This is a genomic window from Cupriavidus sp. F041 (assembly GCF_057814235.1).
Genome location: NZ_JBVASY010000002.1, coordinates 918,821 through 932,770 on the forward strand (window position 1 = coordinate 918,821; position 13,950 = coordinate 932,770).

Below are 13,950 nucleotides of genomic sequence, written 5' to 3' on the forward strand. Positions count from 1 at the left end.
CGGGCCGGCCGCGTCCGGACCCGGAGCTTTCATGAGCGACAAGCTTGACATGCTGGACGCCGGCGCTATTGCCGCTGGTGACGATCAAGGCCTGAAAGAAACGTGCGTGGCGTCCGCCACGCTGCACACAGGCAAATTCCTCACGCTCAAGCAAGACATCGTCAAGCTGCCCGACGGCAAGCATGCCGGGCGCGAATACGTGCTGCATCCCGGCGCGGTGATGATGATTCCGCTATTCGACGACGGCACCGTGCTGCTGGAGCGGCAGTATCGCTATCCCGTTGGTGAAGTGATGCTTGAGTTTCCCGCTGGCAAGCTGGATCCTCAGGAGGGCGCGCAGCGCTGCGGCGAGCGCGAACTGCGGGAGGAAACCGGCTATAGCGCGCGGCGTTGGGATTACCTCACGCGGATTCATCCCGTCATTTCCTATTCCACCGAATTCATCGATATCTTCCTGGCGCGTGATTTGAACGCCGGGCCGGCTCAGCTTGATGAGGGGGAGTTTCTTGAGACATTTATTGTGCCGGCTGGGCAGGTGATTGATTGGGTGCGGTCGGGGCGGATTACTGACGTTAAGACGATTATTGGGGCCTTCTGGTTGGAGAAGGTGTTGTCGGGGGTTTGGGAGGCTGGGGAGCAGGTTTTGCCGGCGTAGGGGTAGGTTTTTTTGATGGCGTTGGCTGTTGAACGCGACAGTTGGCGTGTTGTTGGGTTGTTTGGGATTTTGTTTGGGCGGTGTTGGTTTTTGCACCCAACAGCGTACGACATCCCCCTGCGGGGGACGCCGGTCACTCTTCTTTGCGTCGGCGTAACTATTCAGCAGCCGGGGATAGGCGAAGGTGGGCAGCCAGAGAAGGTGCAGGTCAAAGCCGTGAAGAGCTCACGCTGCTGCTTGCGCAGCGTGGCGAGGTAAGAGCGGATGGTGCAAAACGCCTGCAGCCCATGTATGACGCGGAAGCCTCCGGAGATCTTCTGTTTGAGCTTGGGCATGCGGATATCCCGTTCGGCTTGGTTGTTATCGAACGGCACACGATGATCGGCGATGAAGCGCCACACCTCGGTCGCATATCGCTGGAGGCGAGCCAGCAGGTTGTAGGCGAAGGACTGTTTGGTCTTGCCGCGCGGGTCCAGGGCTGGATTCCGTGCCTGCGCAGGATTGTCCTGCTGTCCCTGCGCGATCAGCGCCTCAGCGCGGCGCCGGTAGTCGGCCAGGCGTGCTGGCGCCAGGCTGGTGTTGCCCCGCGTCAGATTGTCGTCGGCTTCGCGCTTGGCCTGGCGTAGCAGGGTGATCATGTCCTGAGCCCAGGTCTGTTGGGTGGTCTCCCAAATGTAGATGAGTTCGCGCAGATGATGCGCGTTGCACAGCGCGTGCTGGCACGCGTAGTCGGCATAAGGGCGCCAGCCGTCATGCACGGCCACACCGTCGAAGGCAGGCAAGATGTTGAAGCTATCCAATGCTTCTTTGCCACGCTTGGCGTGCGGGCCATACCAGGTCAGCCATATTGTCGAAGCGCTATGCAGCCAGTGCTGCTTGCGCCCAACCCGCATGCCTGTCTCATCAAAGTGCACCACCGGCTCGGCCAGGATCGCTTGACGGATCTGATCAATTGCCGGTGCTAGCGCGCCGGCAGCCTCGTTGATGAAGTTTTGAATGGTGCCCGTGCTCACCGGCAGATCGAACAGATCTCGCAGGGCTTGTGCTGTACGGTCGATGGGCACTTGCTGGTACTGCGTCAGATAGACCCCCGCGGCTTTGACCCGAGGGCCATACTGCGCCGCCTGGCTGACCCCGCTCGGGAACTGGCTGGTATGGGTCTTGCCACAGCGGCACTGGGCAACTTGCACACGATGCTCGATCACTTCAAAGCGGATCGCGGGCAGATCAAACACTTGGCGGCCTTGCGGCAGCACGGTGACCTGATCTGCCGCAATGGCACTGCCGCAGACGTCGCAGCGCTCGGGCACCGGGTGCGTCACCGTGTGATCAGGGTCCTGCACCCGCTTGAGCGTCTTGCCCGGATGGCCGGGCTGACCACCCGGCGGGTTCGTGCCCGGCTCGCGCAGCGACTTCGGCTTGCGCTTCAGGCCGTCGGTCGAAGGCGGCTTGCTGGAGTTGTGGCTATCCTTCTCCAGCTTCGCCTCAAGCGCATTCAGCCGCGTCACCAGCTCAATGATGAGCGCGTCCTTCTGCTCTGGCGTCAGGTCGTTGAGGCTGGGGATCTTCGTCATGCGTAGCACTATGAAGCACTTCGCATCGGTTTACAACATCTGCTGAATAGTTACGGCCGAAGCAAAGAAGAGTGACCGGCGTCCCCCGCAGGGGGATGTCGTACGCACTTGGGTCCAAGGGCCATCGCCGCTCAAAGAAACAGCCACCAGCCCCACAGGATGATGTCGTACGGCTTTCGGGCGCAAGAGCCATCGCCGCTCAAAAAAACTGCGCCCCAACGCATCCCACCCCCATAAGCGTAAAATCCCCCTTTAGCCGTGTGATCGCACCATACCTCATCACCCCCCGCCCAAGGCCTTCCCGCCAAGGGCCCCCGTTATGGCCGCAAAAAAATTAGCACGACCGTTCACAAAATTCCGTTTCGCGGATACTATAGCTTTCGACGGGCTGGAAACATCATGAAGGTGCTCGACCTGCGCTGCGCGCAAGACCATCGTTTCGAGGGCTGGTTTGCTTCGGAGGACGATGCGCAATCGCAGATTTCGCAAAATCTCGTCCAATGTCCGGTCTGCGAGGACCATGCCATCACCCGGCTGCCCAGCGCGCCGCGCCTGAATCTTTCGGGAGCGGCCGCCGCGCCGGCTGGCAGGCCAGCCGAGGCGAAAGCCCCGGCGCCGGCAACGCTGCAGTCGCTTTACCTGAAGGCGGTAAAGCAGGTGCTGGCGCAGACCGAGGACGTGGGCGAACGCTTTGCCGAAGAGGCCAGGCGCATGCATTACGACGAAGCGCCGGAACGCGGGATCCGCGGGACGGCTTCGCCGGACGAAGTGCAGGCGCTTGCCGATGAAGGCATCGATACTCTCCAGCTCGTGGTGCCGGATGCGCTCAAGCAGACGGCTCACTGAATAGCGTCCTGTGCCCGAGGCAGTGTTCTTGCCGGCGCATGACGCGCTAGCTAGAACAATTTGCCGGTCTCACACCGGCATCACTGGAGACGGGCATGGATCTCAACTATTCGGCGTCCGACGATGCCTTCCGCGCCGAAGTGCGCGGCTGGCTGGAGGCCAACCTGCCGGCGGAAATCAGCAGCAAGATTCTGAACCACCGCCGCCCCAATCGCGACGATCTGGTGCGCTGGCACAAGCTGCTGGCCGGCCGCGGCTGGTCCGCGCCGCATTGGCCGGTGCAGTACGGCGGCACGGGCTGGAACGCCACGCAACGCCATATCTGGGACGAGGAAAATGCCCGCGTCGGCGCGCCCGGCGTGCTGCCCTTCGGCGTGGCCATGGTCGCGCCCGTGATCATGAAGTACGGCAGCGAGGAGCAGAAGTCGTACTACCTCCCGCGCATCCTGGATTGCACCGACTGGTGGTGCCAGGGTTACTCGGAGCCGGGTTCGGGTTCCGACCTCGCGTCGCTGAAGACCCGCGCCGAACTGACCTCGGACGGCAAGCACTACATCGTCAACGGCCAGAAAACCTGGACCACGCTCGGCCAGCACGCCGACATGATCTTCTGCCTGGTCCGCACCGATCCCGAGGCCAAGAAGCAAGAGGGCATCTCGTTCCTGCTGATCGACATGAAGACGCCGGGCATCACCGTGCGCCCGATCATCATGCTCGACGAAGAGCATGAAGTGAACGAAGTGTTCTTCGACAACGTCCAGGTGCCGGTGGAAAACCGCGTGGGCGAGGAGAACCGCGGCTGGACCTATGCCAAGTACCTGCTCGGCCATGAGCGCACCGGCATCGCCCGCGTGGGCAACTCCAAGCGCGAACTGGGCTTCCTCAAGCGCGTTGCCAAGCAACAGCAGAAGAACGGCCGCCCGTTGCTGGAAGATCCGCTGTTCGGCGCCAAGGTTGCCGCGCTGGAAATCGAACTGATGGCGCTGGAACTGACCGTGCTGCGCGTGGTGTCGAGCGAGAGCGCCGGCAAGGGCCCCGGCCCCGAGGCCTCGATGCTCAAGATCAAGGGCACGGAAATCCAGCAGATGCTGACCGAACTGATGGTGGAGGCCGTCGGCCCCTACGCCCAGCCGTTCGACACCGCCTACCTGGAATGCGAACACGAGCACGCGGTGACCGGCTATGACGATGCCGCGCCGCTGGCCGCTTATTACTTCAACTATCGCAAGACCTCCATCTACGGCGGGTCCAACGAAATTCAGAAGAACATCATCAGCCAGATGATCCTGGGGCTGTGAGGAGACACGCGATATGAACTTCAATCTCAGCGACGAACAGAAGCAACTGGCTGACGCCGTCCACCGCTTCATCGACAAAGACTACGATTTCGAAACCCGCAAGAAGGGCATCAAGGCCGAAGCCGGCCATAGCGATGCCGCCTGGGGCGCTCTGGTCGAGCTCGGCCTGACCGCGCTGCCGGTGCCGGAAGCGCAGGGCGGCTTCTCGGGCACGCCCGTCGACATGATGGTGGTGATGCAGGAGCTGGGCCGCGGCCTGGTGGTCGAGCCGTACTTCGCTACCGTGGTTGCCGCATACGCGCTCAAGCTGGCCGGCGGCCAGGACGCGCTGCTGGAGCAGGTCGCCACCGGTGAACTGAAGCTGGCGGTTGCCTTCAATGAGCCGCATGCACGCTATGCGCTCAACGACGTGCGCGTGACGGCCAAGGGCGGCAAGCTCAACGGCCGCAAGGTCGTAACCATTCACGGCGCGCAAGCCGGCAAGCTGGTTGTCTCGGCTCGCACCAGCGGCGCCGATGCCGATACCAATGGCATTTCCCTGTTCCTGGTGGACCCGAAGGCAACTGGCGTCAGCATCACCGACTACCGCACCATCGACAACCTGCGCGCTGCCGATATCACCTTCAAGGACGCGCCGGGCGAACTGCTGGGCACCGAAGGCGCTGCGTTTGCGCTGATCGAGCAGGCGGCCGACTACGCCGCCGTGCTGCTGTGCTCGGAGGCAGTGGGCGTGATGGATGCGCTCAATGCGGCGACCCTGGAATACGCCAAGACCCGCCAGCAGTTCGGCGTGCCGATCGCGCGTTTCCAGGCGCTGCAGCATCGGATGGTGGAGATGTTCATCCACGCCGAGCAGTCGCGCTCGATCACGCTGCTGGCCGCAGCCAAGTTCGACGAGGCCAGCCCGGAAGAACGCCGGCGCTTCGCCTCCGCGGCCAAGGCCCGCGTGGGCCAGGCGGCTCGCTCGGTCGGCCAGGAAGCGGTGCAGATCCACGGCGGCATGGGCGTCACCGACGAACTGCCGGCGGCGCATATGTTCAAGCGCCTGACGCTGATCAACACGACCTTCGGGGATGTCGATCATCACCTGGGCCGCTTTGCGACACAGCCCGGTTTCCTGGAAACGATCTGATCCAGGTTGAGTAAAAGAACCGCGCCGGTTGTTCCAGGCGCGGTTTTTTGTTATGTATTGTCCTCATCTACATGGACATCGCCATAGCTTTCGTTGACGGAGCCATTCATGCCCACCCTCTATTTCGAAGACTTTAGCGTCGGCAGCAAGCGCGATCTGGGGTCCCACCTGGTGACCGAGGAAGAGATCCTCACCTTCGCCCGGCAGTATGATCCGCAGCCCTTCCATACCGACAAGGATGCCGCGCAGAAGAGCATCTACAAGGGCCTGATCTCCAGCGGCTGGATGACCTGCTCGATCATGATGCGCCTGCTGGTGGACAACATGACCAGCAAGGCGGCCAGCATGGGCTCGCCCGGTGTGGACGAAATCCGCTGGCTCAAACCGGTTTACGCGGGCGATACGCTGAGCGTATCGCTGGTCGTGCTGGATGCGCGCGCCTCGTCGTCCAAGCCCGACCGCGGCGTGGTGCACACCCAGTGGGAAGCCACCAACCAGCGCGGCGAACTGGTCTGCACCGTCAAGGGCATGGGTATGTACGGCCGCCGCCCAGCCTGAAGCGCCAAATCCATTTGCAATGCCGACGGTGTTTGCCCCCCCCCGGGGGGCAATGCATCACCCCGACAGAATAGCGGCCATCCCGGCCCTAACAACAACTAGGAGACACCATGCGTACCATCGCTTCGCTCGAAGAACTGGAGAGCCTGCAGGGCCAGGAAGTGGCCGTCAGCGACTGGATTGAAATCACCCAGCAGCAGGTCAACCTGTTCGCCGAAGCCACTGGCGATCATCAATGGATCCATGTCGACGTGGAGCGCGCCCGGCGCGAGTCTCCGTTTGGCGGCCCGGTAGCGCATGGCTTCCTGACGCTGTCGCTGTTGCCGGCCTTCATGCACAACGCAATCGACATGCCGGGCGTCAAGATGGGCGTCAACTATGGCCTGAACCGTGTGCGCTTTACCGCGCCGGTACCGGTGGGCAGCCGTCTGCGCGCCCGCGTGAAACTGCTGTCGGTGGAGCGCCTGGAGCCGCTGCCGAACGCGCCCGCGCTGGTTGGCGCCCAGTCGAACTGGGAAGTCACCATCGAGCGCGAAGGCAGCGAGCGCCCGGTGTGCGTCGCGGAGTCGATCAGCCGGCGTTATTCGTAATCACTGAAGGCCACCGCCGCAAAGGGTGCGCGGCGGCCGCTGCCAGGTGGCGGTTGCCCCGCTGAGCGGGGGCCGGGCTCAGGCGGGCGAGCGCGCCGCCGTCATGTCATGGGTGGCCGCCGCCAGGGCCTTGGCCGAGCGCTCGGGATTCAGCCAGCACAGGCCGATCACGCCGGCCACCATCAGCAGCATGGCGTTGATCGTGAATCCCACTTCGAAGCCACCGATCATGCCGTGGCGCTGCACCAGTTGCCCCACCACGGCCGGGGCCAGGATGCCCGCAAGCGTGATCAGCGCCGTGTGAATGGACAGCACGCTCCCGCGCTGGGCCTCAGGTACGATCTGCGCCAGCATCGCCGGCGTCAGCGCGAAGCCCACGGGGGGCAGGCATGCCGCCACGGCAATCAGCAAGGTCTTCGGGACGGGTGCCAGCGTTACCGACGCGATCACCAGGTACACGCCGCCGCCCACCAGCGCGGCGATCGAGATGATCACGCCGCGCGCCAGTCGCGACGACGCGCCGCCGCGCAGCATGCGCTGCGACAGCCAGCTAAGGATCAGCGTGACGGGCATGGCGGAGGCCACGATGGCCGCATACCAGCGCCCGGTGGTGACCGGGTCGAAGCCGAGGCCCTTCTCCAGGTAGGCCGGCAGCCAGGTCAGCCCCAGCGCCAGCGCCCAGTACGCGCAGAAGCCAATGGCCAGGCAGGAAAGCACGGTCGGGTCGCGGAAGATGCGGCGATAGGGCAGGCGCACGGGCATGGCCGCGGCGCCGGGGCGCCGGTCGCTCGCCTGCGCCAGCGGCCCCTCGCGTCCCACGCAGAGCCACATCGCACTCCATGCCGCGCCGATGGCGGCGAGGATCATGAAGTTGGCGCGCCATCCCCAATGTATCGTCACCAGCGGGATCAGCAACCCCGCCAGCAGCAGGCCCGCCGTCGCGCCCTGGTTGACCACCGCCACTGGCAGATTGCGCTTGTGGTCGGGAAACCATTTGAACAACGCATGCACGGAGATCGGGAAGGCCGGGCCCTCGGCCGCGCCAAGCAGCATGCGGCACAAGAGAATGGTCATGGCCGAGGTGGCCAGCGCCAGCGGTATTTGCAGCAGGGCCCACGACAGGCCCATCGCCAGCAGCAGCCAGCGCGTGGCCACGCGATTGGACAGGAATCCCACCAGCACGGTGGACAGCGAAAACAGCCAGAAGAAGCTGCTGGCGATCAGGCCGAACTCCGCCGGCGGCAGCTTCAGGTCCGCCATCAGCGGCACGGCCACCATGCCCAGCACGATCTTGTCGAGGAAGTTGATCAGCGAAAGCCAGGTCAGCATCGAGGCCATGGCCCAGGCGCTGCGTGGCTGGTATGACGGAAGTGTGGTCATCGGTTTGCCTGGAGGCGTTGCTGGTTGCGTTGGGATGTTCAAAAAGCCCGCTTGATGGTTCCGTTTAAGCCAGGTGCAGCGCGATCAGTGCCGAAGCGGATGTGCCCGAGCGGGCCGAAGCGATCGGCGCAGTGTTGCAGGCAGCGATGGATTTCCGGCTGTGGCGAGTACGCGCTGGACCAGTCCAGGCTTTGGCGCGAAGGAGAAGCGGTACAGGCGGGAGGGGATGTCGCAGCCGCGGCCCGGACAGGTGTCGTCGCGCCAGGTGCCGCCCACCGTGCCGGCTTTCTCGAAGACGACGAAGGTGTCGATGCCGGCTTGCCTGAGCCGGATGCCCATGCACATGCCGGCCACACCCGCGCCGATGATGACGATCTGGTTCCCTGGCGCCGCTGACGCGTTCAATGGGTTGTCTCCGTCGTGCTGTTTTCTGCTTGTCTGCGCAATATGCGGCAAGGGCATGGCGCGCAAGCGAACGGCCACCATAGAGCCGATTCGGGATTCGGGCAAGTCACGCTGCAGCATGGGCGCCGGCTGATGCCCCAATCTGAACCAGCCGCTGACGCCGCACAGGCTTGGTGCGTGACGCAGCCGCACTATCGTGGTGCGGCATGGCGCGCGGCCGCCTCCTGAGGCTCGCCGGGCGGTGTGTGCAGCCATGTATACAAGCTTGTATGCCATGGCACGCTAGTTGCAGAAGGTGTACCCGGGGTGCGTTGTTCCTTATCCAACACGACAATCTGGGAGCTGCAATGAAAAGACGTGACATGCTGAAGCTGTCGGCGGTAGCCGCCGCGGCATTCTTCGCAACGGCAGGTGTTAGCCCGCTGGCATTGGCGCAGTCCAAGGAACCGATCAAGGTCGGTATCCTGCATTCGCTGTCCGGCACCATGGCCATTTCCGAGACGTCGCTCAAGGACGTGGCATTGATGACGATCGACGAGATCAACAAGAGCGGCGGCGTGCTTGGCCGCAAGCTTGAGCCGGTCGTGGTCGATCCCGCTTCCAACTGGCCGCTGTTTGCCGAGAAGGCGCGCCAGCTGATCACCAAGGACAAGGTTGCCGTCACCTTCGGCTGCTGGACCTCGGTTTCGCGCAAGTCGGTGCTGCCCGTTTATGAAGAGCTGAACTCGCTGCTGTTCTACCCGGTGCAGTATGAAGGCGAGGAGATGTCCAAGAACGTCTTCTATACCGGCGCGGCGCCCAACCAGCAGGCCATTCCCGCCGTGGAGTACCTGATGAGCAAGGAAGGTGGCGGCGCCAAGCGCTTTTTCCTGCTGGGCACTGACTACGTCTACCCGCGCACCACCAACAAGATCCTGCGCGCCTTCCTGAAGAGCAAGGGCGTGGCGGACAAGGATATCGAAGAGGTCTACACGCCGTTTGGCCACAGCGATTACCAGACCATCGTAGCCAATATCAAGAAGTTCTCGCAAGGCGGCAAGACTGCCGTGATCTCCACCATCAACGGCGACTCCAACGTGCCTTTCTACAAGGAACTGGGTAACGCCGGCCTCAAGGCCAAGGACGTGCCGGTGGTGGCGTTCTCCGTCGGCGAGGAAGAGCTGCGCGGCATCGACACCAAGCCGCTGGTGGGCCACCTGGCCGCATGGAACTACTTCATGTCGGTCAAGAACCCGGAAAACGAAGCCTTCAAGAAGCAATGGGCGGCATGGGTCAAGGCCAACAACCTGCCGGGCGGCGACAAGCGCGTGACGAACGACCCGATGGAAGCCACCTACGTGGGCATCCATATGTGGGCGCAAGCCGTGAAGAAGGCCGGCACCACCGATACCGACAAGGTGCGCGCCGCGATGTATGGCCAGACCTTCAAGGCGCCGGACGGCTTCACCCTGACCATGGGCGAGAACCATCACCTGTACAAGCCGGTGATGATCGGTGAGGTCAAGGGCGATGGCCAGTTCACGGTGGTGTGGAAGACGCCGAAGGCAGTGCGCGCGCAGCCGTGGAGCCCGTTCATCGCGGGTAACGAAGGCAAGCCGGACAAGGTGATGTAAGACCGCAGGCGGGCCTGCGTCGAGAAGGCCGCGCCCGCAAGCTGTCCGGTGTTTGTTCCCCGCCCTCGGGGGAGGGGAGCAAACCGACTTTGTTTCACTGCCGCGGGCCGCTTCAGGGCCGCGGCGCAAAGCAAAACCCGTCACGCCGACCAAGGTGGTCGCGCGCTTCCTGCGCGCGATCGCAGACCTTATGCACCGACCCTTATTGTTCTCTTTCGCTTCACGGTTGCGCGCCATGCTGGCAGCGTTGCTGCTGATCGCCGCATGCCCGCTGTGGGCCGCGCCGCTGACGCAGGCTGACCTGAAGCCACTGGCCGAAGATGACTTCGATGCCAAGACTGCCGCCATCACCGCGCTCACCACGGCGCCGGTGGCGGAGGCGGGCCCCATTCTCAAGGCGCTGCAGGACGATACGCTGCAGTACGCGCCCGGTGTCGGCATGGTGCGCCAGGACGGCGACAAGCTGGTGGACGCCATCAGCGGCAAGCCGGTCACGGTCAAGCCCGATGCGCTCGAAGCGCTGACCCTTAACAACAGCCTGCGCGCGCTGGTGGACAGTGCCGCCAGCAGCACGCTGCTGCAATCGCCCGATGCGGCGGTGCGCACGCAGGCCGTCAACACGCTGCTGGACCAGCCCGGCAGCGCCTCGCGCCCGGTGGTGGAAGCCGCGCGCAAGGCCGAGGCCGATGCCGGCCTGCGTGCCAAGCTCGATGTGATCTGGGCCAATATCGTGCTGGCCGAGGGCAACCGCGACGAACGGCTGGAAGCCATACATATTCTTGGGCGCGACAGCAATCCGCAAAGCCGGCAGAAGCTGCAGCCACTGCTGGAGCGTGACGAAGCCGGCAAATACCGCGAGCCCGACGCCGAACTGCGAGGCGCCGCCCAGCAGGCGCTCGATGCCCTGCGCGGCGACCAGCGCCGCGCCGAACTCATCGGCAACCTCTTTGCCGGCCTGAGCCTGGGCAGCGTGCTGCTGCTGGCCGCGCTGGGCCTGGCCATCACCTATGGCCTGATCGGCGTCATCAATATGGCGCACGGCGAATTCCTGATGATCGGCGCGTACGCCACTTATATGGTGCAAGGCGTATTCCGGGCGCATTTCGCCGGTGCCTTCGACTGGTACCTGCTTTTTGCGCTGCCCGTATCGTTCCTGGCATCGGCTGTGGTCGGCTTCGTGCTGGAGCGGCTGGTGCTGCGCCATCTCTACGGCCGTCCGCTGGAAACGCTGCTGGCGACGTTTGGCGTGAGCCTGCTGCTGATGCAGGCGGTGCGCACGCTGTTCGGCGCGCAGAACGTGGAAGTGGCCAATCCCTCCTGGATGAGCGGTGGTATTGAATGGCTGCCAGGGATGGTGCTGCCCTACAACCGCATGATCATCATCGTGTTCGCGCTGGCGGTGGTGGCGGTGGCATGGGCCGTGCTCAATCGCACCCGCCTGGGCCTGTTCGTGCGCGCCACCACGCAGAACCGCACCATGGCGGCCTGCGTGGGCGTGCGCACCTGGAAGGTGGATAGCTACGCTTTCGCTTTTGGCGCGGGCATTGCCGGACTCGGTGGCTGCGCCCTGTCGCAGATCGGCAATGTGGGGCCCGACCTCGGGCAGGCCTACATCATCGACTCCTTCATGGTAGTGGTGCTGGGCGGCGTGGGGCAACTGGCGGGCACCATCATCGGTGCCTTCGGGCTGGGCCTTATCAACAAGTTCATCGAGCCGTTCTACGGCGCGGTGCTGGCCAAGATCTTTGTCCTGGTGCTGATCGTGCTCTTCATCCAGAAGCGCCCGCAAGGACTGTTCGCGCTCAAAGGGCGCAGCGCGGAGGCATGATGCAGACTTCAACATCGAAACAATCCGCGACCGGATTCCGGCTGGCGGTGCCGGAACGCCAGCCGCTGTTCTCGGGCCGCAGCTGGGCGGCGCTGCTGGCGATCGCGCTGGTGGCGGGCATCGGCGTGCCGGTGTGCGCGCTGCTGTTGCCTGAAGGCCATCCTATGCATCTGTCGGCCTATGCGCTGACGCTGATCGGCAAGATCATGTGCTTCGCGCTGGCCGCGATCGCGCTGGACCTGGTGTGGGGCTACTGCGGCATTCTCAGCCTGGGCCACGGGCTGTTCTTCGCGCTGGGCGGCTATGCCATGGGCATGTACCTGATGCGCGCCATCGGCCGCGAAGGCGTCTACAAGAGCGACCTGCCGGACTTCATGGTCTTCCTCGACTGGAAGGAATTGCCGTGGTTCTGGCATGGCACCGAACATCTTGGCTACGCCATGCTGCTGGTGGTGCTGGTGCCCGGCGTGCTGGCGTGGCTGTTCGGCTTCTTCGCCTTCCGCTCGCGCATCAAGGGCGTGTACCTGTCCATCATCACGCAGGCCATGACCTATGCCGCGATGCTGCTGTTCTTCCGCAACGAGACCGGCTTCGGCGGCAACAACGGCTTCACCGATTTCAAGCGCATCGCCGGTTTTGCCGTGGCCGCGCCTGAAACCCGTACCGCGCTGTTCGTGCTGACGTTCTTTGCCTTGCTGGCCGGCTTTATCGCCTGCCGCTACATCGTCACCTCCAAGCTTGGCCGCGTGGTGACGGCGGTGCGCGATGCGGAGATGCGCGTGATGTTCTCCGGCTACAACCCGCTTGGCTACAAGCTCTTCGTGTGGACGTTCTCGGCGGTGCTATGCGGCATTGCCGGTGCGCTTTACGTGCCGCAGGTGGGCATCATCAACCCGGGCGAGATGTCGCCGGCCAACTCCATCGAGATGGCGGTGTGGGTCGCCGTGGGCGGACGCGGCACGCTGATCGGCCCGATCATCGGCGCCTTCCTCGTCAACGGCGCCAAGACCATGTTCACGGCTTATTTCGCCGAATACTGGCTGTTCCTGCTGGGCGCGATGTTCGTGCTGGTCACGCTGTACCTGCCGGACGGCGTGATCGGCCTGATCAAGCGCGTGCGCGGCATGCGTGCCCGGACTCCGGTTGCGCAAGGCACAGCGGCCGGCGCGCCGGTCAACGTTACCCGCAGCGGAGGTGAAGCATGAACGCCGCACTCGGAGCACAGCAGGCGGAAAGCGGGGGCACCACCGGCCTCGGCCGCGTGCTGGAGCCCGGCGTCATCGATGTCTCGCACGGTCCCATCCTTTACCTGGAAGACGTGACGGTGCAGTTCGATGGCTTCCGCGCGCTCAACCAGCTCACGCTGTCGATCGACCACGGCGAACTGCGCTGCGTGATCGGCCCCAATGGCGCGGGCAAGACCACGATGATGGACGTGATCACCGGCAAGACCGGACCACGCAATGCCAATGTGAGCGGGCGCGTGTTCCTCGGGCAGAGCATCGACCTGATGCGCATGACCGAGCCCAAGATCGCGCAGACCGGAATCGGTCGCAAGTTCCAGAAGCCCACCGTGTTCGAGCAGCACGAGGTGTGGGAGAACCTGGAGCTGGCGATGAAGGGCGACAAGCGCTGGTTCTCTTCCTTGCGGGCGCGCCTGGGTGCGCAAGGGCATCGCCGCATCGAGGAAACGCTGGCGTTGACGGGGCTGGAAGATGAAGCGTATCGCCCGGCCGGCATGCTGTCGCATGGGCAGAAGCAGCGGCTCGAGATCGGCATGCTGCTGATGCAGCAACCGCAGTTGCTGCTGCTCGACGAGCCGGTGGCCGGCATGACCGATGAAGAAACCATGCAACTGGCCCAGCTGCTGAACAGCTTGCGCGGCACCTGCTCGATGATGGTGGTGGAGCACGACATGGAATTTGTTGCGGCGCTGGCCGGCGATGCCGGCAAGGTCACGGTGCTGGCCGAAGGCAGCGTGCTGGCCGAAGGCACGCTCGATGCCGTCAAGCGCGAGGAGCGCGTGATCGAATCCTATCTGGGCCGGTAAGCGCGCACGCGTAGATAAAGG

At 64.0% G+C, this 13,950-nt stretch carries 13 protein-coding genes; 10 read left to right on the top strand and 3 right to left on the bottom strand.

The genetic code is table 11. The features are described from left to right. The first annotated feature begins 31 nt into the window (after positions 1-31). Positions 32-655: an NUDIX domain-containing protein gene (locus ACZY0R_RS21340; protein WP_488861010.1), complete on the top strand. Its 624-nt coding sequence runs from the start codon at positions 32-34 to the stop codon at positions 653-655. A gap of 161 nt (positions 656-816) precedes the next feature. Here ACZY0R_RS21340 and tnpC read toward each other — a convergent pair whose 3' ends face one another. Next, positions 817-2,229 (bottom strand): IS66 family transposase, encoded by a 1,413-nt coding sequence (gene tnpC, locus ACZY0R_RS21345; RefSeq protein ID WP_488861012.1) that lies wholly within the window; start codon positions 2,227-2,229, stop codon positions 817-819. A 399-nt stretch (positions 2,230-2,628) separates the two neighbouring features. Between tnpC and ACZY0R_RS21350 the strand changes: the two genes are divergently transcribed. The 5 genes from ACZY0R_RS21350 (at position 2,629) to ACZY0R_RS21370 (ending at position 6,653) form a co-directional block, all read left to right on the top strand. After that, complete coding sequence (locus ACZY0R_RS21350) at positions 2,629-3,075, top strand: DUF1178 family protein (RefSeq protein ID WP_488861014.1); 447 nt, start codon at positions 2,629-2,631, stop codon at positions 3,073-3,075. Positions 3,076-3,170: 95 nt separating this feature from the next. Beyond that, positions 3,171-4,373 carry an acyl-CoA dehydrogenase family protein gene (locus ACZY0R_RS21355; RefSeq protein WP_035868668.1) on the top strand — a complete coding sequence of 401 codons (1,203 nt, stop codon included), beginning with the start codon at positions 3,171-3,173 and terminating at the stop codon, positions 4,371-4,373. Between the two features lie 13 nt (positions 4,374-4,386). Further along, on the top strand, positions 4,387-5,505 hold the full coding sequence (locus ACZY0R_RS21360; protein ID WP_488861016.1) for an acyl-CoA dehydrogenase family protein: 1,119 nt from the start codon (positions 4,387-4,389) through the stop codon (positions 5,503-5,505). Positions 5,506-5,613: 108 nt separating this feature from the next. After that, positions 5,614-6,063, top strand: a complete 450-nt coding sequence (locus ACZY0R_RS21365) for a MaoC family dehydratase (protein WP_045238137.1) — start codon at positions 5,614-5,616, stop codon at positions 6,061-6,063. Between the two features lie 110 nt (positions 6,064-6,173). Further along, on the top strand, positions 6,174-6,653 hold the full coding sequence (locus ACZY0R_RS21370) for a MaoC family dehydratase (RefSeq protein WP_488861018.1): 480 nt from the start codon (positions 6,174-6,176) through the stop codon (positions 6,651-6,653). A 78-nt stretch (positions 6,654-6,731) separates the two neighbouring features. On the opposite strand, the gene ACZY0R_RS21375 is transcribed toward ACZY0R_RS21370, so the two are convergent. After that, positions 6,732-8,033 carry an MFS transporter gene (locus ACZY0R_RS21375; protein WP_428177854.1) on the bottom strand — a complete coding sequence of 434 codons (1,302 nt, stop codon included), beginning with the start codon at positions 8,031-8,033 and terminating at the stop codon, positions 6,732-6,734. Between the two features lie 84 nt (positions 8,034-8,117). Next, on the bottom strand, positions 8,118-8,558 hold the full coding sequence (locus ACZY0R_RS21380) for an NAD(P)-binding protein (protein WP_488861020.1): 441 nt from the start codon (positions 8,556-8,558) through the stop codon (positions 8,118-8,120). A 227-nt stretch (positions 8,559-8,785) separates the two neighbouring features. Between ACZY0R_RS21380 and urtA the strand changes: the two genes are divergently transcribed. The 4 genes from urtA to urtD all read left to right on the top strand — a co-directional run bounded on the left by urtA (position 8,786) and on the right by urtD (position 13,929). Further along, positions 8,786-10,051, top strand: coding sequence for an urea ABC transporter substrate-binding protein (urtA, locus tag ACZY0R_RS21385; RefSeq protein ID WP_441630121.1), 1,266 nt, complete (start codon positions 8,786-8,788; stop codon positions 10,049-10,051). Between the two features lie 190 nt (positions 10,052-10,241). Further along, a complete protein-coding gene (gene urtB / locus ACZY0R_RS21390; RefSeq protein WP_488861022.1) occupies positions 10,242-11,879 on the top strand; it encodes an urea ABC transporter permease subunit UrtB in 1,638 nt (545 codons plus the stop codon). Then, complete coding sequence (gene urtC, locus ACZY0R_RS21395) at positions 11,879-13,084, top strand: urea ABC transporter permease subunit UrtC (RefSeq protein ID WP_488866091.1); 1,206 nt, start codon at positions 11,879-11,881, stop codon at positions 13,082-13,084. Before urtB ends, urtC begins: the two co-directional genes overlap by 1 nt. Then, positions 13,081-13,929, top strand: coding sequence for an urea ABC transporter ATP-binding protein UrtD (gene urtD / locus ACZY0R_RS21400; protein WP_488861024.1), 849 nt, complete (start codon positions 13,081-13,083; stop codon positions 13,927-13,929). The genes urtC and urtD overlap by 4 nt, the downstream gene beginning before the upstream one ends. The last annotated feature ends 21 nt before the right edge of the window (positions 13,930-13,950 follow it).

Coding starts and splice junctions, on each gene's coding strand:
- tnpC (WP_488861012.1), bottom strand. CDS start 2,229: ATGACGAAGATCCCCAGCCTCAACGACCTGACGCCAGAGCAGAAGGAC.
- ACZY0R_RS21350 (WP_488861014.1), top strand. CDS start 2,629: ATGAAGGTGCTCGACCTGCGCTGCGCGCAAGACCATCGTTTCGAGGGC.
- urtA (WP_441630121.1), top strand. CDS start 8,786: ATGAAAAGACGTGACATGCTGAAGCTGTCGGCGGTAGCCGCCGCGGCA.
- ACZY0R_RS21380 (WP_488861020.1), bottom strand. CDS start 8,558: ATGCTGCAGCGTGACTTGCCCGAATCCCGAATCGGCTCTATGGTGGCC.
- ACZY0R_RS21340 (WP_488861010.1), top strand. CDS start 32: ATGAGCGACAAGCTTGACATGCTGGACGCCGGCGCTATTGCCGCTGGT.
- ACZY0R_RS21370 (WP_488861018.1), top strand. CDS start 6,174: ATGCGTACCATCGCTTCGCTCGAAGAACTGGAGAGCCTGCAGGGCCAG.
- urtD (WP_488861024.1), top strand. CDS start 13,081: ATGAACGCCGCACTCGGAGCACAGCAGGCGGAAAGCGGGGGCACCACC.
- ACZY0R_RS21355 (WP_035868668.1), top strand. CDS start 3,171: ATGGATCTCAACTATTCGGCGTCCGACGATGCCTTCCGCGCCGAAGTG.
- ACZY0R_RS21375 (WP_428177854.1), bottom strand. CDS start 8,033: ATGACCACACTTCCGTCATACCAGCCACGCAGCGCCTGGGCCATGGCC.
- urtC (WP_488866091.1), top strand. CDS start 11,879: ATGCAGACTTCAACATCGAAACAATCCGCGACCGGATTCCGGCTGGCG.
- ACZY0R_RS21360 (WP_488861016.1), top strand. CDS start 4,387: ATGAACTTCAATCTCAGCGACGAACAGAAGCAACTGGCTGACGCCGTC.
- urtB (WP_488861022.1), top strand. CDS start 10,242: ATGCACCGACCCTTATTGTTCTCTTTCGCTTCACGGTTGCGCGCCATG.
- ACZY0R_RS21365 (WP_045238137.1), top strand. CDS start 5,614: ATGCCCACCCTCTATTTCGAAGACTTTAGCGTCGGCAGCAAGCGCGAT.